Source organism: Streptomyces changanensis, assembly GCF_024600715.1.
In the GTDB taxonomy this organism is placed as follows: domain Bacteria; phylum Actinomycetota; class Actinomycetes; order Streptomycetales; family Streptomycetaceae; genus Streptomyces; species Streptomyces changanensis.
Genome location: NZ_CP102332.1, coordinates 2,183,853 through 2,202,025 on the forward strand (window position 1 = coordinate 2,183,853; position 18,173 = coordinate 2,202,025).

General features: G+C 74.7%; 14 protein-coding genes and 1 tRNA gene. 4 read left to right on the forward strand and 11 right to left on the reverse strand.

The features are described from left to right. The first annotated feature begins 35 nt into the window (after nt 1–35). Together NRO40_RS09690 and NRO40_RS09695 are read left to right on the forward strand one after the other, a co-directional pair. Nucleotides 36–1,484: a vWA domain-containing protein gene (locus tag NRO40_RS09690; RefSeq protein ID WP_058945321.1), complete on the forward strand. Its 1,449-nt coding sequence runs from the start codon at nt 36–38 to the stop codon at nt 1,482–1,484. A gap of 47 nt (nt 1,485–1,531) precedes the next feature. Further along, entirely contained in the window at nt 1,532–3,397 is a 1,866-nt protein-coding gene (locus NRO40_RS09695; RefSeq protein WP_257375378.1) for an FHA domain-containing protein, read from the forward strand. Between the two features lie 67 nt (nt 3,398–3,464). Here the strand turns inward: NRO40_RS09695 and NRO40_RS09700 are convergent, their stop codons facing one another. Further along, nucleotides 3,465–4,457 carry a methyltransferase domain-containing protein gene (locus NRO40_RS09700; RefSeq protein ID WP_058944655.1) on the reverse strand — a complete coding sequence of 331 codons (993 nt, stop codon included), beginning with the start codon at nt 4,455–4,457 and terminating at the stop codon, nt 3,465–3,467. Nucleotides 4,458–4,540: 83 nt separating this feature from the next. Here NRO40_RS09700 and NRO40_RS09705 point away from each other — a divergent pair, with 83 nt between their 5' ends. Next, nucleotides 4,541–4,945 carry a globin gene (locus NRO40_RS09705; RefSeq protein ID WP_058944656.1) on the forward strand — a complete coding sequence of 135 codons (405 nt, stop codon included), beginning with the start codon at nt 4,541–4,543 and terminating at the stop codon, nt 4,943–4,945. Between the two features lie 127 nt (nt 4,946–5,072). Here NRO40_RS09705 and NRO40_RS09710 read toward each other — a convergent pair whose 3' ends face one another. The 7 genes from NRO40_RS09710 to NRO40_RS09740 all read right to left on the reverse strand — a co-directional run bounded on the left by NRO40_RS09710 (nt 5,073) and on the right by NRO40_RS09740 (nt 14,543). Then, on the reverse strand, nt 5,073–5,759 hold the full coding sequence (locus NRO40_RS09710) for a hypothetical protein (protein WP_058944657.1): 687 nt from the start codon (nt 5,757–5,759) through the stop codon (nt 5,073–5,075). Then, complete coding sequence (locus NRO40_RS09715; RefSeq protein ID WP_058944658.1) at nt 5,756–6,190, reverse strand: acyl-CoA thioesterase; 435 nt, start codon at nt 6,188–6,190, stop codon at nt 5,756–5,758. The genes NRO40_RS09710 and NRO40_RS09715 overlap by 4 nt, the downstream gene beginning before the upstream one ends. Before the next feature lie 10 nt (nt 6,191–6,200). Next, nucleotides 6,201–7,865 (reverse strand): energy-dependent translational throttle protein EttA, encoded by a 1,665-nt coding sequence (ettA, locus tag NRO40_RS09720; RefSeq protein ID WP_058944659.1) that lies wholly within the window; start codon nt 7,863–7,865, stop codon nt 6,201–6,203. A gap of 967 nt (nt 7,866–8,832) precedes the next feature. Further along, the gene (locus tag NRO40_RS09725) at nt 8,833–10,272 is read right to left on the reverse strand and encodes a Cys-Gln thioester bond-forming surface protein (RefSeq protein ID WP_232791242.1); all 1,440 of its coding nucleotides are present in this window, start codon (nt 10,270–10,272) and stop codon (nt 8,833–8,835) included. Between the two features lie 302 nt (nt 10,273–10,574). Next, the gene (locus NRO40_RS09730) at nt 10,575–11,021 is read right to left on the reverse strand and encodes a single-stranded DNA-binding protein (RefSeq protein ID WP_058944660.1); all 447 of its coding nucleotides are present in this window, start codon (nt 11,019–11,021) and stop codon (nt 10,575–10,577) included. A gap of 159 nt (nt 11,022–11,180) precedes the next feature. Next, nucleotides 11,181–12,941, reverse strand: coding sequence for a GTPase (locus NRO40_RS09735; protein WP_232791244.1), 1,761 nt, complete (start codon nt 12,939–12,941; stop codon nt 11,181–11,183). A 15-nt stretch (nt 12,942–12,956) separates the two neighbouring features. Then, a complete protein-coding gene (locus tag NRO40_RS09740) occupies nt 12,957–14,543 on the reverse strand; it encodes a dynamin family protein (protein WP_058944673.1) in 1,587 nt (528 codons plus the stop codon). A gap of 318 nt (nt 14,544–14,861) precedes the next feature. Here NRO40_RS09740 and NRO40_RS09745 point away from each other — a divergent pair. Next, nucleotides 14,862–14,934 (forward strand) — tRNA-Arg (locus NRO40_RS09745). A 180-nt stretch (nt 14,935–15,114) separates the two neighbouring features. On the opposite strand, the gene NRO40_RS09750 is transcribed toward NRO40_RS09745, so the two are convergent. The 3 genes from NRO40_RS09750 to repSA are packed head-to-tail and all read right to left on the reverse strand — an operon-like array spanning nt 15,115 to nt 18,109. After that, complete coding sequence (locus tag NRO40_RS09750; RefSeq protein ID WP_058944662.1) at nt 15,115–16,509, reverse strand: tyrosine-type recombinase/integrase; 1,395 nt, start codon at nt 16,507–16,509, stop codon at nt 15,115–15,117. Beyond that, nucleotides 16,509–16,706: a helix-turn-helix transcriptional regulator gene (locus NRO40_RS09755; RefSeq protein ID WP_058944663.1), complete on the reverse strand. Its 198-nt coding sequence runs from the start codon at nt 16,704–16,706 to the stop codon at nt 16,509–16,511. Before NRO40_RS09755 ends, NRO40_RS09750 begins: the two co-directional genes overlap by 1 nt. Continuing rightward, a complete protein-coding gene (gene repSA / locus NRO40_RS09760; protein WP_058944664.1) occupies nt 16,703–18,109 on the reverse strand; it encodes a replication initiator protein RepSA in 1,407 nt (468 codons plus the stop codon). The genes NRO40_RS09755 and repSA overlap by 4 nt, the downstream gene beginning before the upstream one ends. Nucleotides 18,110–18,173 lie beyond the last annotated feature (64 nt).

Consider the following 18,173-nt stretch of genomic DNA (forward strand, 5'->3'; position numbering starts at 1 on the left):
GTGCGGAGCACCGAGGGAGCACAGGAGCCGACCAGATGGCGAACTTCTCGAAGTCCGGCGTGCCGCGGTTCTCGGTGGACGTGTACCAGAACGAGTACCTGCCGGAGGGCGGGCGCGAGGTGCACGCCGTCGTGACGGTCACCGCCACCGGCGGTGGCACGACGGGTGGGGCGCCCCTGCCGGCCGCCCGGCCGACCGCGGGCGGCGGCGGGACGCCCGGTGGCGGAGTGGCCGGTGGCGGAGTGGCCGGTGGCGGAGTGGCCGGTGGCGGGGCACGCGGCGGCGCGGCGGGCGGCACCGTGGCGGGGCCGCGGGCGGCGGTGGTGCTGATGGTCGACTGCTCCGGCTCGATGGAGTACCCGCCGGCGAAGATGCGCCACGCGCGCGCGGCGACGGCGGCCGCGGTCGACACCCTGCGCGACGGGGTGTCCTTCGCGGTCGTCGCGGGCACGCACGTCGCCCACGAGGTGTACCCGGGCGGCGGGCGGCTCGCCACCGCCGACGCCCGGACGCGCGCCGAGGCGAAGGAGGCGCTGCGGCGGCTGGCCGCGGGCGGCGGCACGGCGATCGGCACCTGGCTGCGGCTCGCCGACCGGCTGCTGGCCGGCTCCGGTGCCGGGATCCGGCACGGCGTGCTGCTCACCGACGGTCGCAACGAGCACGAGTCCCCCGCGGACCTGCGGGCGGCGCTCGACGCCTGCGCCGGCCGGTTCACCTGTGACGCGCGCGGCGTGGGCACCGACTGGGAGGTGCGGGAGGTCACCGGTGTCGCGTCGGCGCTGCTCGGCACGGCGGACATCGTCGCCGATCCGGCGGGCCTCGCCGCGGACTTCACGCGGATCATGGAGCACGCCATGGGCAAGGAGGTCGCGGACGTCGCCTTGCGGCTGTGGACCCCGGTGGACGCGGAGGTCGTCTTCGTCAAGCAGGTGGCGCCCACGGTGGAGGACCTCACCGACCGCCGCACGGAGGTGGGGCCGCGGCTCGGCGACTACCCGACGGGATCGTGGGGCGACGAGTCGCGCGACTACCACCTGTGCGTCCGGGTGCCCGCCGCCGGACTCGGCCGGGAGATGCTCGCGGCACGCGTGTCCCCGGTCGTGCCCGACCCGGCCGGCGGGCCGCCCGCGACACCGGCGCAGGGGCTGGTCCGGGCGGTGTGGACGGACGACCCGGCGGTGCTGACCTCCCTCGACCCGCAGGTCGCGCACTACACCGGGCAGGCCGAACTGGCCCGCGCCATCCGGCAGGGACTGGACGCCCGCAAGTGCGGTGACCTGCGCGGGGCGACGGCCCGCCTGGGCCGGGCGGTGCAGCTCGCGGCGGCCTCGGGGAACACGGATACGGCGAAACTGCTTGCGAAGGTGGTGGACGTCGTCGACGCGGCGACGGGTACTGTGCGACTGAAGGCGAAGGTCGCGGACGCGGACGAGATGACGCTCGAGACGCGCTCCACCAAGACGGTTCGCGTGAAGAAGCCGTGACGACGGTCGCAGCGGCGGCCGGCGAGGAGAGAGGGGGAAGGGCCCACATGCCGACCTGCCCGAACGGACACCAGTCGGGCGCCGACGACTGGTGCGAGGTCTGCGGCCACCGCATGGCCGGGCCGGGCGCGCCCACGGGTGCCGTGCCGCCCCCTCCCCCGCCGCCGGCCCCCGGGTACGGCTACCCCGGCCCCGCGGGCGGTGACCCCAACGCCACGCAGCAGGCGGAGCTGTGCCCGCAGTGCCGCACCCCGCGCGAGGCGATGGCGCCGTTCTGCGAGGAATGCCGGTGGAACTTCGTCACGAACACGGCGACGTCGTACACGCCCGTCTCCCCTCCCCCGCCGGCGCGCTCCGGCGGCGGCCTCAACCTTCCCCCGGGCTTCACCTCCGCGCCGCGCCCGCCGGACCCGTACGAGTACCAGGGCTCCCGCCCCTCGCAGGTGAACCGCCCGGCGGAGCCGCTCCCGCCGGAGCCCGGCCAGGGCCCCCCGCCCCCGCCGCCGGCCCCCGGCGGCCCGTCGTACGGCGCCGGCGCTCCCGGTACGGGCCGGGGGCCGGCGCCCGCACCGCCCCACCAGCCCTTCGGCCCGGGCCCGACCGGCCCCGGCACCCCTGACGGCACCGGCCCCGACGGCCGAGGCCCCGGCTTCCCCGGCGGCTTCGACGGTCGCGGTCCCGGCGGACCCGGACCCAGCGGACCCAGCGGACCCCCCAGCGTTCCCGGCGGACCCGGCGGCTTCGACGGTCCGCGCCCCGGTGGCTTCGACGGTCGTGGCCCCGGCGGTCCCGGGCCCGGCGGGCACGGCGGCCCGGACGGCCGTGGTGCCGACAACCCCGGCCCTGGCGACCCCGGCCGCGGTGGCCCCGGCGGGCACGGCGGACCGGCGGCACGGCCCGGTGGTCCCGTCTTCCCGCCGCCCGGCCCCATGCCCGGCTCCGGCGGGGCTCCCGGTCACGAGGGGCGGCCCGCACCCGGCTCCGGCCCCGACCAGGGCTCCGGCGGTCGGGGCGGCTCCCCGTTCGCCCCGCCCCCGACGCCCGGCACGGGCCCGGCCACCGGGCAGGGTCCGGCCCACGGCGGCGGCACCGGTCCCGACGGACCGTCCTTCGGCGGCCCTCCGCCCACTCCGGGCAGCGGTCCGGCCTTCGGCCCCGGCCCGGCTACCCACGGCGCCGGCCCGGGCGGCGGCCCGGCCTTCGGCCCCGGCCCCGGCCCCGGCGGCGACAGCCACAGTGGGCACGGGCCCGCCGGCGCGCAGGCGGCCCCCGGGCAGACCGGGGCGGCGTCCGCGCCGCCGCAGGCGTTCCGGCAGCCGGGACCGCCCGGGGACGACGACTGGGTGCTGCCCCCGCCGTCCGCCACCCAGCCCCCGCAGGGCCCGCCCCCGCACGCCCGGCCCTCCCACGCCCAGCCACCGCAGGCACAGCAGCCCCAGCAGGGCCCGCCACCGCAGGCACAGCACCCCCCGCAGGGGCAGCAGCAGCCGCCGCAGGGTACGGCCGGGACCGGCTGGTCCGTGGTGGTCAGGCCCGACCGCGACTACTTCATGGCGATGATGCGGCGCAGCGGCCCCGAGGCGGCGAGCCTCAACCTGCCCGCGTACGCGCCGGAGCGGCGGGTGTCGCTCACCGGCGACCAGGTGTCCGTCGGCCGCCGCCGGCAGTCGACTGGCGAGGCGCCGGACATCGACCTGTCGGTACCGCCGGAGGACCCGGGCGTCTCGCACCAGCACGCGCTGTTCGTCCGGCAGCAGGACGGATCGTGGGCGGTGATGGACCAGAACTCCACCAACGGCACCACGCTGAACGGCGCCGACGACCCGATCCAGCCCTACGTGCCCGTCCCGCTCGCCGACGGCGACCGGGTCCACGTGGGCGCCTGGACGACGCTCACCGTGGTGCGCGGCTAGCGGCCGGAGCGCACACGACCGCCGCCGGTCGACGTCGGCTCGACGGAGCCCCGTCGGCCGGCGGCCGTCAGCGGCCGGGCCCGCCGAGGGCCCAGCTGTACGGGCCGTCGGGGGTGTCCAGCCACGCCCACTGCCGGGCGCCGCTGATCGTCACCCCGAACCGCTCGCGCCCGGGCCGCCCCTCGCGCTGCCACAGGGCGTACGCCTCGTACGGGTCGAGGCTGCCGGAGGCGAGGGTCAGCAGGAAGCGGAACAGCTCGTCGTCGAGCGCCCGCCGGGGCAGCCCGCCGGTGCGGGGTTCGGGCGCGGCCGGGGTGGCGCCGCGCAGTGGCACGAAGTACGCCGGCGTCGGCAGGAAGCGGCCCTCCGCGCGCCCGGTGTCCTCGACGCGCAGGCGGACGATGCCGGTGGACAGCGGCGCGACGACCCGTGCGCCCGGCCGGCATTGGGCGGTCCACGCGACCGGTACGGACGGCAGGGCGCAGGTGGCGACGACGACGTCGAAGGGGGCCCGCTCGGGGCAGCCGCGGGCGCCGTCGCCGGTGACGACCGCCGGGCGGTAGCCGGCCTGCCCGAGGTGGGCGGCGGCAGCGGCGGTGATGTCGCCGTCGAGGTCGACGGTGGTCACGTGCGCGTCGCCCAGGCGGTGGCACAGGAGCGCCGCGTTGTACCCGGTGCCGGCGCCGATCTCCAGGGCCGTGTCGCCGTCCCGGGCGTCCAGGGCGTGCAGCATGTCGGCCATGAGGGACGGCTGGCTGGCGGACGAGACGACGTCGCCGTCGTGCAGCCGGGTGCCGAGGGGGCGGTCCTCGTACGCGCCGGAGAGCCAGCGCAGCCGGGCCTGCGGGTCCGGGTCGTCGTGGCGCAGCCACTCGTGGCCGCCCGTCACGCCGACGTGGTACTCGGGGACGAACAGGTGGCGCGGTACCTCCGCGAACGCCGCCCGCCAGGCCGGGTCCGGCAGCGCGCCGGCGGCGTCGAGCACCGCGACGAGCCGGCGCCGCGCCACCGCGGCCGCGTCGGCGACCGGGTCCTGCCACCGCACCCCACCTGTACCCATACATCCACTATGTCCGCTCGGACCCGCCGGCGGGACGGCCTAGGTCCGGGGTCCTCCGTCGGCGTGTCTGAGACGATGGACGGGTGAATGAGATTCCGCGCGGCACTCTCCAGGAGCAGACCTTCTACGAGCAGGTGGGCGGCGAGCAGACCTTCCGGCGCCTCGTCCACCGTTTCTACCAGGGTGTCGCCGAGGACCCGCTGCTGCGGCCGATGTACCCGGAGGAGGACCTCGGGCCGGCCGAGGAGCGGCTCGTGCTCTTCCTGATGCAGTACTGGGGCGGCCCCCGCACCTACAGCGACCACCGCGGGCACCCGCGGCTGCGGATGCGGCACGCGCCGTTCGTGGTGGACAGGGCGGCGCACGACGCGTGGCTGCGGCACATGCGGGCCGCCGTGGACGAGCTGGGACTGTCCGAGGAACACGAGCGGCAGCTGTGGAACTACCTCACGTACGCCGCCGCGTCGATGGTGAACGCCCCCGACTGACCGGCGGACCGGCCGTCCGCCCCGGCCTGCCGCCCGGCCGACCCGACCGCCCGATCGGCGTGCCGTCCGACCGGCCTGCCGTCCGACCGACCGCCCCGACCCGTGCGCGGCGGGTGTGCGGGTCGTCTCAAAGGGTGGTGCGCAGGGGCGTGACGCCCAGCTCGCCGAGGCCCGTCGCGGTGCGCACGGCGACGGAGCCGAAGGGGGTGCGCAGCCGCAGCCAGGGGCCGGCCGACAGCAGCGTCACCGGCACGTCGTGGGCGACGGCCCCCGCCGGGGGCAGGAAGCCCAGTGAGTGGGCGGCGTGCGCGGCGCGCAGCGGCAGCCCGGTCGTGGCGACGGTGCGCGACCATATCTCGCGCCCGATCCGGTCGCGTTCCGCGCGGGTGCGCCGCTCCTGCGGCAGTTCCTCGTCGCGCGTGCGGAACTCGGTGACGGCGGCGGCCACGGCGCCGCGCAGCCCGCCGGCGTCCGGCAGCCCGGCCACCTCGTGCCAGCCGCCGCGCGGCGGCAGCACCCCGCTCCACGGGGGTCCGGTGACCTGCGCCGGCACGATCGCCTTGCCGGTCGACTCCTCCACGCCGTCGAGGAGCTCCCCGGCGGAGACGGTCACGTCGAGCACCGCCTCGTCGCGCAGCGCCGCCGTGCGGACGGCGAGCACCTCGAAGGACGGCGGCCGTCCGAAGACGGCCAGGGCGCCGCCGTCCGCCCGGAGGCGCACGGCGGCGGCCCGGTCGTACCGGACGAGCCGGGCCAGGAAGGCGGCGACGCCCGCCGCCTGCCCGGCGTCGGCGAAGTGCAGCGGCGCCGTCATGCGGCGGCACCCTCCGAGCGCATCCCGTCGTCCACGTACTCCTGGAGGAACGACCGCTCCTCGGCGGTGATCCGCCGGGGGCGCTGCGCCTCCAGGTCGAAGGGGACGACGACCGTGGAGGCCCGGACGTACACCTGGTCCGGGTCCTTGATCTCGTACGCGATGGTCAGCGACGCGGCGCCGATCTTCGTGACCCACGACTCGACGGTCACCGGCTCGTGCCGGTGGACCAGCGGCCGTAGGTAGTCGATCTCGTGCCGGGCCACGACGGACCCGCCGGAGAACGAGGGGGAGCCGTCCCCCGGCGCGAGGCGGAACATGAAGTCGATGCGCGCCTCCTCCAGGTAGCGGAGGAAGACGACGTTGTTGACGTGCCCGAAGGCGTCCATGTCCGACCAGCGCAGGGGACAGCTGTAGAGGTGACGAGCCACGGCCGCTTCCTCAGCCCCGCGTGAGCTTCTTGTACGTGGCACGGTGCGGACGGGCCGCGTCCGGGCCGAGACGCTCGATCTTGTTCTTCTCGTACGACTCGAAGTTGCCCTCGAACCAGAACCACTTGGAGTCGCCCTCGTACGCCAGGATGTGCGTCGCGACCCGGTCCAGGAACCAGCGGTCGTGGGAGACGACCACGGCCGCGCCCGGGAACTCCAGCAGCGCGTTCTCCAGCGACGACAGGGTCTCGACGTCCAGGTCGTTGGTCGGCTCGTCGAGGAGCAGCAGGTTGCCGCCCTGCTTGAGGGTGAGCGCGAGGTTGAGGCGGTTGCGCTCACCGCCGGACAGGACGCCGGCCGGCTTCTGCTGGTCCGGGCCCTTGAAGCCGAAGGCGGAGACGTACGCCCGCGACGGCATCTCGACCTGGCCGACGTTGATGTAGTCGAGCTCGTCGGAGACGACCGCCCACAGCGTCTTCTTCGGGTCGATGTTGGCGCGGCTCTGGTCGACGTAGGAGATCTTGACGGTCTCGCCGACGCGGATCGAGCCGGAGTCCGGCTCCTCCAGGCCCTGGATCATCTTGAACAGCGTGGTCTTGCCCGCGCCGTTCGGGCCGATGACGCCGACGATGCCGTTGCGCGGGAGGCTGAAGCTCAGGTCGTCGATGAGGACCTTGTCGCCGAAGGCCTTGTTGAGGTTCTCGACCTCGACGACGACGCTGCCCAGACGCGGGCCCGGCGGGATCTGGATCTCCTCGAAGTCCAGCTTCCGCATCTTGTCCGCCTCGGCTGCCATCTCCTCGTAGCGGGCGAGACGGGCCTTGGACTTGGCCTGGCGTCCCTTGGCGTTGGAGCGGACCCACTCCAGCTCTTCCTTGAGCCGCTTGGCGCGCTTGGCGTCCTTCTGGCCCTCGACCTTCAGACGGGTCTGCTTGGTCTCCAGGTACTTGGAGTAGTTGCCCTCGTAGGGGTAGGCGCGGCCGCGGTCGAGCTCCAGGATCCACTCGGCGACGTTGTCGAGGAAGTACCGGTCGTGGGTGATGGCGACGACGGTGCCGGCGTACTTGGCGAGGTGCTGCTCCAGCCACTGGACGGACTCGGCGTCCAGGTGGTTGGTGGGCTCGTCGAGCAGCAGCAGGTCAGGGGCCTCGAGCAGCAGCTTGCAGAGCGCGACGCGGCGCTTCTCACCACCGGAGAGGTTGGTCACGGGCCAGTCGCCGGGCGGGCAGCCGAGGGCGTCCATGGCCTGCTCGAGCTGGGCGTCGAGGTCCCACGCGTTGGCGTGGTCCAGGTCCTCCTGGAGCTTGCCCATCTCCTCCATCAGCGCGTCCGTGTAGTTCGTGGCCATCTCCTCGGCGATGGCGTTGAACCGGTCGAGCTTGCCCTTGACCTCGGCGACGCCGTCCTGGACGTTCTCCAGGACGGTCTTGGACTCGTCGAGCGGGGGCTCCTGCAGGAGGATGCCGACGGTGTAGCCGGGCGACAGGAAGGCGTCACCGTTGGAGGGCTGCTCCAGGCCCGCCATGATCTTGAGCACGGTGGACTTACCGGCGCCGTTCGGGCCGACCACACCGATCTTCGCGCCGGGCAGGAAGCTCAGCGTCACGTCATCGAGGATGACCTTGTCGCCGTGCGCCTTGCGCGTCTTGCGCATCGTGTAGATGTACTCAGCCAAGAGAAACCGTCCGGCAATCAGTAGGGGTCGATTCGCGGCTCCGCCGTGAGGGCAGATACACCCCATCTTGCCGTACCGCCACCCCAGGGCGAAAACGAGTACGCGCCCGCCCCCGCCCGAACCCACCCCGTCCGTCCACCGGCCCCCACCCACCTCCACGAACCCACCCCCGCCCCCGCCGTCCGGCCCCACGGGCGCGCAGCCCGCCCGAGCCGATCGGCTCGCGCTCAGCCTGGCGGCTCCGGCTCCGGCTGCGGCTGCGGCTCGGCCTGGCGACGTCAGCCCCGGCTCCGGCTCCGGCTGCGGCTTCGGCTTCGGCTTCGGCTTCGGCTTCGGGCGAGCGTGTCCACCGACGCAGGGGTCTGCGATCACCTGACGGTCCGGCCCCATGACCTTCCCGGGCCGCTGGGCGCGGGCTCCGGGCCGCCATGCCCGGACTGCGGAAGGAGGCGTGGGCCCCTGACTCCGGCCCCGGCTCCGGGCGCCGGGGCGCCGGGCAGGCGAAGCCGCCGGTACGGGCGTGCGGTCGCCTGCGCGTTCGGGCGCGGAGACCTCCGGGCCGATCGGTACGGCTTCGGGTGGTCGCGCCCGGGATCCGGGCGGCGCCTCCCGTGCCGGTACGCAGGCGGGCTCGCGGCCCCGCAGGGCGGGCCGGCCCCGGCGGCCCGGCGGGGCAACCGTACGGAGGGCGCGGGCGACCCGCGCCGACGGACACCGGGCGGACGCCTCCCGGCGGTCGCCCGGAGGCGAGGCCCGGGGCGGCCCAGGCGCGGCCCAGGCCCGACCCGGGTACAGCACAGGGGACAGCCCGGGCCCGGCCCGGCGATGACCCAGGTGCGGCTCGGCCCCGGCCCGGGGCGGGAGCCCGGCGGCCTCGGGGCCGAGGCGCCCGCCGGCACCCGGCGCCGGGAAAGGGTGCGGCCCCCGGCGCGGGGCGCCGGGGGCCGTGGTGCGGGGTGCCGCCGGGTCAGTGACCGGCCGCCGCGCCCTTCTTCTTGCGGAGGAAGAACACCGCGCCGCCGCCGACCAGGAGGAACGCCGCGGCGATGCCGGCGATCATCGGGGTGGCGTTGGAGGCGCCGGTCTCGGCGAGGTCACCGGTGGTGTCGCCGCCACCGGTCGTACCGGCCGTGTCGCCGCCGCCGGTCGTACCGGCCGAGGTGCCGCCGGACTGCGGGCTCGGCTGCGAGCCGGGCTCGTCGCCACCGGTGGCCGGGGGCTCGGTGTCGCTGGTGGTCTTGCAGTCCAGGACGCCCTTGAAGGTCTTCTTCTCGCCGCCGGGCAGCTCGATGGTGAAGTCGTACGCCTGGTCCTCGGTGACCGGGACGGTCACCGTCTTGGACTCGCCGGCGCCGACGGTGTGCGTGGTCTTCAGCAGCTCGAAGGTGAAGGGCTCGTCGCCCTCGTTCTTCGCGGTGACGTCGACGCCGCCCTTGGCGCAGTTCTTCTCGGCGGTGAGCGCCGGGATCGCGCCCTTCTTCGCCCAGGTGGCGGTGGCGCTCGCGGCGACCGTCGACTCGCTGGAGCCGGCGAGGATCTGCGTCTGGCTCTTGGAGAGGCTGGCGAACGCGCGGCCCACGGAGACGGAGGTGCCCGCCTGGAGGCCGAACGAGGCGGTGCCGTCGGCGGTGCCGGCCGGGACGTCGACGTACAGCTCGGTGCCGTCGGTCACCTCGGTGACCGGCTTGCCGTCCTTGTCGGTGACCTTGACGCCGGGGGCGTCGGGGGCGGCCACGGACGCGCGCTCGGCGTTGGTGCGGACGGTGAGCGGGCCCAGCTTGCTGCCGGCCTTGCCGGAGACGGCGTTGGGCTCCAGGCTCAGGGACGCCTTCGGCTCCTGGAGCTTCTCGGCCTTCGACTGCAGCCAGTCGGCGAGCTTCTCGGCGGCCGGGTCGAGGGCCTCGACGTCCACGCCGTCCGAGTAGCGCCAGATGGCGACCTGCGTGCCCGCGGCGGCGGTCTCCTTGGTCAGGGTGCCCGCGCCGGCCTTCTGGGCCAGACCCGCGAGGTCGTCGACCTGCGGGTAGGAGTTCTTCAGGATCCAGAGGATCTTGCCGGCCTCCTCGTTGTGACCGAGGGAGGTCTGGTCCCAGGAGGTCTCGAGGTACTTGGCCTTCTGCTGGGTCGGGTTGTGGATGTCGATGCAGTACGTCTTGAGCGTGCCGCCGCCGTCGACGGCCATCTCGAAGAGGCCCGCGGGCAGCTCCTTGTCCTTGCCGCCGGCGTGGAGCACGGCGCGGTCGTGGATGGTCAGACCGTTGAGGGTGGCGGAGGCGCCGCCCTGGTGCTGGGGGTTGCCCTCGTCGGCGACGGCCACGGCCGTCCCGGCTATGGAGGCTCCCGCGATCAGACCGGAGGTCAGGACCGCGGTGGCGAGCCGGCGGCCGAGCCGCTCGCGCCCGTTCACAGAAAACGCAGCAAACACAGATTTCCCCTCTGGGCGAGACCCCTCGGTGTGGCCGCGGCGTGAGGCACGGCGCGGGACACGTGGGAGGTGAGACTCGCCTGATGACTCAAGTGCCCCGTGAGTACCGGAATCCTAGAGAGGTGGCATCCGCGAGTCCCCCCTGAGGTCCCCCCTCAACCATTCCGACTCTGAATCGTTATCAGAAACCACCCATCCGAGGGGTGCTTTTCAGCCGCCGTTCCCCTAAGTGCCCCTACGCTACGTCCCGTTCAGGCTGGTATGGGCAGGCTCCTGAGGCCACCTCAACTCCGCACCAGCCGTGGATCCTCCGCCGGGGCCGGTTCGCTCCGTCCCGCCATGGCCTGTTCAGGCCCCCGTTTCCCGCCGCGGCGGAACGCGGCCGTCCCCCGCGCGAGGTCGTGACCCACCGCGACGGCGTCGATGTCCACGAACGTCCTGCGCTGCCCCTGCCCCTCCCCGGCGCCCGCGGTCTCCTCCCGCACCCGCAACCGGCCGTGCACCACGAGGGGCTCACCGACCGTCACGGACGCGGCGAGGTTCACGCCGAGCTGCCGCCAGGCGCTCACCGTGTAGAAGCTGGTGGGGCCGTCCGCCCACGCGGACCGCTCCCGGTCCCACCGGCGGGTCGTGGCGGCGAAGCGGAACCTCGCGACCCCGCCGCCCGCGGTCTCCCGGTACTCGACGTTCGTCGCGACGTTCCCCACGACCGTCACCAGGGTGTCGTGCATGACGCCTCCTCCCTCCTGGGCCGCGCTCCCCCGCGCCGCCTCCCGCTCCATCCTGGCCGCCCGGCACGGATCCCGCCGCGCCCTGTGGACAAAGCCCCGCCGGATGCCCGCCGGATCCCCGCCGGGGTCGCGCCCTGGCGGGAATTGGGGAGAACTCCGTCACCCGCCCGTGGCGCGGCCGCCGGAGACGGTCGCGTACTGCTCGCGCACCTCCCGGTAGCGCATCAGCTCGGCGGCGATCGGGTCGAGGACCTTCGCCCGGCCGCAGGACGCGGCCGCCTCGCGGAGCCGCCGCTCCGTGTCGTTCCCGTACCGGCGCGCCGGACCGCGGGCCGCCGCCGCGCAGGCCCACTCGACGAGCGGACCGCCGACGATCCCGCCGAGCATGACCAGCACCGGCCGGGTGAGACCGGGCTCCACCAGGCCGGCGATCTGCCCGGCCAGCCACAGCGCGCCGAAGATCTGGAGCAGCGTCATCGACGCCTGGACCAGCACGGCCACCGGCCACCAGGCGGGGCGGGGCGGACGCCCGCCGCCGCGCGTCTCGCGTTCCCGGGCGGCCAGGTCGTCCAGCACCTCGGGCAGGTCCCGAGCCCCGCGCACCGCCGCCTCCCGCACCGCCTGCGCCCAGGGCGCGGGCAGCCCGTGCGCGGCCTCCTCCGCGACGACGCGGACGGCCTGCTCGACGCGCTGACGTGCCGTCGGCTCCTCCTCCGGCGGCTCCGCCTCGCCCGGCTCGCCCGTGTGGGCGGCGGGCGTGCGCAGCCGTTCGTACCAGCGCCACAGGCGCAGCCAGGGGGTGCCGCAGGCACGTGAGGCGTTGCGCCGCCACTCGCGTTCCGCGGCCTCGCCGGCGGCGGTGGCGCCGACCGCGACGGCGAGCCGGGCGCCGAAGTCCTCCTGGGACCGCTCGCCGAGGCCCGGCCGCCCCTCGCCGACGTACACGGGGTGGAGGCGGGCGGCCGCCGCGTCGACGTCGGCGGAGAGGCGCCGTTCGGCGGCGGTGCGGGCCTGCACGAAGGCGCCGAGCATCTCGCGCAGTTCGGTGACGCCCTCGCCGGTCAGCGCGGACAGGGCGAGCACCGTGGCGCCGGGTTCCCCGTGCTCGCCGAGGGCCACGCCGTCCTCGTCGAGGAGGCGGCGCAGGTCGTCGAGGACCTGGTGGGCGGCGTCGCCGGGGAGCCGGTCGACCTGGTTGAGCACGACGAAGGTGACCTCGGCGTGCCCGGCCAGCGGCCGCAGGTACCGCTCGTGGAGGGCGGCGTCCGCGTACTTCTCGGGGTCGACGACCCAGATCACCGCGTCGACGAGGCCGAGGATCCGGTCGACCTGGTCGCGGTGGGCGGTGAGCGCGGAGTCGTGGTCCGGCAGGTCGACGAGGACCAGGCCCTGGAGGGCCTCGTCGCCGTCGCCGCCCGCCAGGGGGCGGCGCCGCAGCCGGCCGGGGATGGCGAGCCGGTCCAGCAGGCCGGCCGCGCCCTCCGACCAGGCGCAGGCGATGGGCGCGGCGGTGGTGGGGCGCCTGAGGCCGCTCTCGGAGATCGGCACCCCGGCCAGCGCGTTGATCAGGGTCGACTTGCCGCTGCCGGTGGCACCGGCGATGGCGACGACGGTGTGGCTGGCGGAGAGTCGCCGGCGGGCGGCGGCCTCGTCGAGGACCCGGCCGGCTTCGGCGAGGTCCTCGGGGTCGAGGCGGGTGGCGGACAGGCCGAGCAGTTCGCGCAGGGCGGCGAGGCGCTCGCGCAGGGGGCCCGGGTAGCCGCCACCGACGGGCGGGTACCCGTTCGACCCGGGTGGTGCGCCGACACCCATGCCGACACCCATTCCGACGCCCATGCCGACGCCCATGCCGGGGTCCTCGTACACGGCCCGGTCACTGGCGCGCCGGGCGATCAGCCCGTCGTCCCACGTCTGGTCCACGGCGCTCACCCGCCGTCACCTCTCCTTCTGCAGTAGGGACAACGCGGCGATGAGCTCGGCCTGCGGTTGCGGGGTGACGCCGAGCGCGTCCAGCGGTGCCAGGCGGCGGTCCCGCTCCTCGTGCAGGACGCGGTCGATGTAGGTGGTGATCAGGTCGTCGGCCCGGTCGCGGAGGCGGAGGGTGCCCTGGGCACCGAGGAGCTCCGCGAGCTGCTCGCCCGCGCCGCGCGCCCGGCGCCCGCCGAGGAGCGCGGCGGCGAGCAGGGCGCCGACGGTGTCGGGGTCGGGCACGGTGGGGCGGTCGGTGCGCCGCACCTCGTCCTCGGCGAGCTCCTCCAGGACGCGCCGCCAGCGGCGGACGGCCATGCCGACCCGTTCCGCGGCCTCGCGGTCGAGGCCGGCGGGGAGGGGGTCGCCGAGCGCCGCGGCGGCCGGTTCGCGCCGCCACGCCTCCCGTACCCGCTCGTCGGCTGCGGCGACGGCGCAGTGGAGGAGGGCGCCGAAGGAGCCGGTCAGGGCGTCGAGCAGCTCGGTGGCGGTGCAGTCCTTGGGGTGGGCGCGCCAGCGGGTGCGGGCGTCGCCGGCGAGGACGGCGCCGCGCGCCAGCTCGCCGCGGACCCGCTCGCCTTCGCGGGCGTACGCCGTCTCGACGGCGCCGGCCAGCCGGACGGCGGCGGCGCACTGGGCGGCGACGGCGCCGGCGAGCTCCGGCACGCGCATGCGCAGCGACGCGACGACGCCGCCGGCGGTGCGGCCGACGGTCTGCTGGCGGGCGGCCGGGTCCTGCGCCCGGTGGGCGAGCCAGGCGCGCAGGGGGGCCACGGCGGTGTCGGGCAGCAGGCCGCTGCCGCCGCCGGCGGACTCGGGGAGCTCGGGGACGGTGAAGCGGGGTACGGCGCCGAGGCCGGCGCGCACGAGGAGCGCCTCGTACTGGCGGGAGACCTCGCCGATGACCTGGTGCGGTACCCGGTCCAGGACGGTGACGAGGGTGGCGTCGTACTCCTTGGCGGTGCGGAGCAGGTGCCAGGGGACCGCGTCGGCGTAGCGGGACGCGGTCGTGACCATCACCCAGATGTCGGCGGCGCACATCAGCTCGGCGGCGAGTTCGCGGCCCTCGACGACGAGGGAGTCGATGTCGGGCGCGTCGAGCAGGGCCAGTCCGCGGGGGAGGGTGTCGGCGGTCTCCACGCGCAGGGCGGGGCCGCCGTCGTCCTCGTCGTCGTCCTCGGTACCGGCGCCCCAGACGCGGGTCAGCCGGGGCAGGACGCGCGGCCCGGAGAACCAGTGGTGGTCGTCCGGGTGGCAGACCAGGACGGGGGTGCGGGTGGTGGGTCTGAGCACGCCGGCCTCGCTGAGGCGGCGCCCCACAAGGGAGTTGAGGAGCGTGGACTTGCCGGCTCCCGTCGATCCGCCGATGACGGCGAGCAGCGGTGCTTCGGGCTCTCTCAACCGTGGCACCAGGTAGTCGTCGAGCTGCGCGAGCAGCTCGGTCCTCGTCTGCCGGGCCCGGGGAGCTCCTGGGATCGGCAGCGGGAGACGCACGGCGGCGACACTGTCGCGCAGAGCGGAGAGTGCGTCGAGGAGCTGAGGCCGTACATCCAAGGTCACCACATGTGAAGAATGCCCAATTTCAGCATCTTTTTGAAGCGTATGCCCCTCCCTGCGCGCCGATCGGACAGAAGGGACAGAGGGGATGAGTGGGACGCAGGCATAACGAGTGCACAACACCCGGGGCGCGGGGCGCGAAAAGCGCTGCGGGAATCGCACCTGCCTGCGATTATCAGGGTCGCTTCACTGAACCTCCACATCGTGCCACGCAGGTGAAGCGACCGGGCCAAGGTGATCGGAGCCCTATCCTTGACCCCGGCAAGGTCACGGACCACCCACCCACGGGCTCCAACGGCCACCAGGCCACCACCGGCCCCCGTAGCTCAGTGGATAGAGCAGGTGCCTTCTAAGCACTTGGCCGCAGGTTCGAGTCCTGCCGGGGGCGCACCGGGACAGACCCTCCTTCGGGAGGGTCTTTTTGCTGGTCGGGGCCGGCCTCGGGTGTCACGGCGAAGCCCCGGGCGCCCTCTTGTCGATCAAGGGCGGGCTCCGGGGCCGTCCGGCTGTCACCGGGTCCTGGCGGGTGGCCGTGTCGAATACGTGTCGAAGTTTCCGCGCCGGAGAGTCAGCCGGCGCCGGACGCCTCGGGCAGGTCGCCCGCGGCTTCGAGCCGCCGCTTCAGATCGGGAAGCTGACCGTCGACGCACCGGGCGTACGTGGCGAGGAGCACGGCCACGCTGTTCCCGGCCCACTCCGCCACCTGGGCGGGTGGGATGCCGTCGTTGAGCCACTTGGTCAGGCGCGTGTGCCGGTTGTCGTACACGCGCCGCCCGGTCGGCGACGCGAAGACGTGGGGCGGCAGCACGGCCTTGCGCGCAGCGCGCCACGCCCGGCGGATGACCGACCCGGCGAGGATGCCGCCCGACTCCCCCTGGAACAGCAGATCCCCCGGCCGCAGCCGCTCGTCCCGGAGATGCTGCCCCAGGATGCGGGTGAGGGCCGGGTGCCCCGGCACGGTGCGCGTCTCGCCCTGCGCACGGCCCTTCAGGTCACGCCGTTCGTGGGCCTCCCCCGTGTCCGTCCACTGCTTCCCGACCTCCGGGGTCGCCGCATGGATCAGCAGTTCGCACCACTGGTCCTCGGCGTCGGGCCCGGGCAGCGTGACGTCCTCCACCCGCATGGCCACGGCTTCTTCAGGTCGCAGACCGCAGTAGTACAGCGTCGCGAAGAAGGCGTGGAGCCGCCTGCCACCGCGCGGCCGGTGCCGTATCCAGTCAAGGATCGCCGCCGCCTGCTCGGGGTTCAGCAGGGACCGCTTGTCGACGGTGTTCGTGGTCCTCATGGCGGTCGTCGACTCCTTGCCCTTGGGCAGGGGGTTGACCCGAAGGACGCGCCGCCGGACGGCGTACTTCATGACGACGTTGAGGATCCGGCGGTTGCGCTTACGGGACCAGGCCGCCGCCTGCGTGCCGTCGAGGCGGGTGTCGACGGCACGCAGGACCTGGTCCAGCCTCTCCGGCTCCTCCCAGGCCGAGACGGGCAGGGAGTTCCGCTCGACCCACCTGAGGACGGCCACCACGTCCCGCGGCGCGTCCGGACGCCGGTTGGTGTTGAACGCCCATTCCCTCAGGGCGGTGCGCACGGCCGCAGGCGTGAACTGGGTGGGCTTGGCCCGCAGCAGTGCGATGGTCGTCGCGGTCAGGGTCTTGGCGACGCTCTTGCGGCTGTTGCCGCCGAGCTGGTGCCAGCGGGCGTCCACGTACTCGACGGCGAAGCTGTACCAGCTCATGGCAGCCGACTTGGAGCTGTGGGACACCGGGAGACCGGTGGCGACGACGAACGCCTCGCCCTTGCCCGTGGCCCGGATGAGCTCGGAGCGGAAACCTTCGGCGAGGGCGACCGTGCCAAAGGGCTCACGCCAGCGCTTCCCCGCGACCACCCAGCGCACCGTGTAGGTGTTCTTCCGGGCGCCCTTGTACGTGAGGATCTTGTAGACCTTGACGTCGTACGTCGTCTCCATCAGACGGCGTCCTCACGGTCGTCGAGCCAGTGTTCGAGGTCGCTCCGCCGGATCCGGAGGTCCCCGTTCGGGAGCTTGATGCAGCGCGGCGCACGGCGCTTGGCCCGCCAGTCGTAGAAGGTCGAGCGCGAGATGGCCAGTTCCTCGCAGACCTCCGCGAGGGTGAGCATGCCGCGTGAGCGGACGGCCGTGGTCATGCCCTGCTCCCCTCGTCCAGGAGGGCTTCGCGGGTGGTCTCGCGGTTGGTCCGGAGGCTGCGGGCGATGGTGGCGGCGAGGGCGGCTTCACCCGGCGTGTGGCCGTGGCCGGCGTACTGCCAGTCAGCCAGGACCAGGACGGTGTCCGGCTCGCGGTCGCCGAGGCCGAGGGCGGAGGCTTCCTGGGCGGCGCGGTGGTCCGCGCGTGCCTGGCGGAGGACGCCGAGGGTGGTGGAGTAGGCGCGCGACTTGGACGAGAAGTGACCGCGGAATCCGAGCATGTGCGCCCAGGCCCAGAGGCGCCGGTCGGGGTAGAGGCGGTCCAGGTCGCGGCACGCCGTGATCAGGCAGCGGGCGTGGTCGGGGACTTGGTGCCGGTCGAGTTCGGCGAGTTCCCCGATGCGGCGGTCCAGGGTGCCGGTGTTCTCGGCGGCCTTGGTGGCGTACTTGGCGACATACGAGGCGACGGCCTGTTCGGTGATGTCGGAGCCGTCACCGAAGGCCTTGACCGGTCGGACGTCGAGTTGCCGCCCCCAGCGGAAGGTCCGCGTCGGCTGGTCGCCTGCGGCCGGGACGGAGACCGACGTGTACCCGTGCGCGGCGGCGGCGCGTAGCGCGTCCGTGAGGAGGCCGGCCGTGGCCCAGGCGGGCGGCGGCGTTGCGGGCCCCGCCGGTCCGTCGAGGCGTACGACGGCGTGGAAGTGCAGGGCCCCGCGCTTCTGGAACTCGGCGACCTTGCCGTACGAGACCCGCAGGTGTGCGGCGAGTCCCCGGCGGGTCAGCCCGGCGCGGGCGGCGAGTTCGCGGCGGAGCCGCGTGGTGAAGCGCTGCCAGAGCTGCCCGGCGTGGTTGTTGAACAGGACGGCGCCCGCGTAGTCATAGGTTTCCGGGTCGAGGGCGGTGCCCAGCTCCGAGGCGTCGGGCGCGTGCCGGACGCCGCAGCGGCAGGTGCCGTGGGCCGGCCGATTGTGGACCCGGCCGAACGACGGGGCCGTGAGAGTGGCGAAGACGCGCGGGTGGTCCCGGACGGTGTCGGGGACATCTCGGCGGGCGTCCCCGACCAGACCGGCGCGGATCAGGTGGTAGGTGTCGCCCGCGTAGGTCCAGGCGCAGGACGGGCAGCGGGACGCGCGGCGGTTCCCGCAGGCGAGACGGAGGCGTCCACCCGGCTCGTGCGCGGTGGAGTAGTGGTGCAGGGTCTCGCCGCTGGTCTTGTCCTTGTGGAGGACCCAGCCGGTGAGGTGGATCGGGTCGGAGCATCCGCCGGTGCGGCGGATCTGGTCCTCCCAGCGTGCGTAGTCGGGGGCAGAGGCCACCCGGAGCACGTCTCCGAGGGTGATCGGGTCGAGCAGTGCCTGTGGCGCGGGCGCACTCGGTGTCGCGGATGAGGCGCGGTGGGCCATGCTGGATGTTCCTTCCGGTTGCGAGATCGGACAGGGACGGCGCCCGGGCGGCGGATGCTTGGCG

What these genes read in the sequence shown, in the direction of transcription:
- NRO40_RS09690 (WP_058945321.1), top strand. Translation starts at nt 36, where the DNA reads ATGGCGAACTTCTCGAAGTCCGGCGTGCCGCGGTTCTCGGTGGACGTG.
- NRO40_RS09695 (WP_257375378.1), top strand. Translation starts at nt 1,532, where the DNA reads ATGCCGACCTGCCCGAACGGACACCAGTCGGGCGCCGACGACTGGTGC.
- NRO40_RS09700 (WP_058944655.1), bottom strand. Translation starts at nt 4,457, where the DNA reads ATGGGTACAGGTGGGGTGCGGTGGCAGGACCCGGTCGCCGACGCGGCC.
- NRO40_RS09710 (WP_058944657.1), bottom strand. Translation starts at nt 5,759, where the DNA reads ATGACGGCGCCGCTGCACTTCGCCGACGCCGGGCAGGCGGCGGGCGTC.
- NRO40_RS09730 (WP_058944660.1), bottom strand. Translation starts at nt 11,021, where the DNA reads ATGCACGACACCCTGGTGACGGTCGTGGGGAACGTCGCGACGAACGTC.
- NRO40_RS09750 (WP_058944662.1), bottom strand. Translation starts at nt 16,509, where the DNA reads ATGGAGACGACGTACGACGTCAAGGTCTACAAGATCCTCACGTACAAG.
- NRO40_RS09755 (WP_058944663.1), bottom strand. Translation starts at nt 16,706, where the DNA reads ATGACCACGGCCGTCCGCTCACGCGGCATGCTCACCCTCGCGGAGGTC.
- repSA (WP_058944664.1), bottom strand. Translation starts at nt 18,109, where the DNA reads ATGGCCCACCGCGCCTCATCCGCGACACCGAGTGCGCCCGCGCCACAG.